Source organism: Paenibacillus sp. GbtcB18 (genome assembly GCF_019091125.1).
GTDB lineage: Bacteria > Bacillota > Bacilli > Paenibacillales > NBRC-103111 > Paenibacillus_F > Paenibacillus_F chitinolyticus.
Genome location: NZ_JAGXJX010000082.1, coordinates 1 through 746 on the forward strand (window position 1 = coordinate 1; position 746 = coordinate 746).

1 pseudogene is annotated in these 746 nt (G+C 26.7%); it reads left to right on the top strand.

Annotation, left to right across the window (positions count from 1 at the left end):
- Positions 1–432: 432 nt before the first annotated feature.
- Positions 433–586 (top strand): annotated as a pseudogene (locus tag KVT34_RS32140) (YolD-like family protein); the annotation flags it as partial.
- Between the last annotated feature and the right edge of the window lie 160 nt (positions 587–746).

The window sequence follows — 746 nt, forward strand, 5'->3', positions numbered from 1 at the left end:
GCATATATATCCGTATAAAGGAAAGTCTAGACGTTTAACTATGTATGTACTACATTATTTATTCCCTGAATTGTTAGTTGGTAGTTAAATTTAATTAAAAAGGTCCTTAGCTATGTCTAAGGACCTTTTTGTATTAACTTAAGTATGATACTTTTTTAAATTTATTGGTGTTGCTACAAAATCATGAATACTAGCCATCATCAGACGGAGTCTTCTTGCCGAAAAGGATAAATACATTTAATACAATCATTTTCACAGCTTCCTTTTCATAATAAGAAAAGTATAATTGGAGATTGAATATTTTTCTTTCAAAATCTTGTTTTAATATTTGTTCTCTAAGAAATATGAATCGAAAAGGCATACATACGATTGAAAAATTAGCTTAATATTTTTTGAAATACTTAAAGCAATCCCTCGGTATATAGGAGAAGAATTACATTTACATATTATAAAAATGGCTATCTATATAAAAATTACATAACAGCACATGATATAAATCCATTAAATGAGACAATTATTTGTACCGATGATGCTTTTCATAATAAAAGAATGTTTTAAGTTTGGTGATGTAATTGAGATTGATTAAAGCCTGCTGCACAGATATAGGGCCATGAAATGAGAGTATTATAATTACAGTGAATCTTTAGATGTTTTTCTTTGTCATTTTTATATAAAATCTAAGAACCATTATTGAAATAAAAATATTTGAAAATAGCCGTTCTCAAACTCTGTAAAAAAAAATTAGG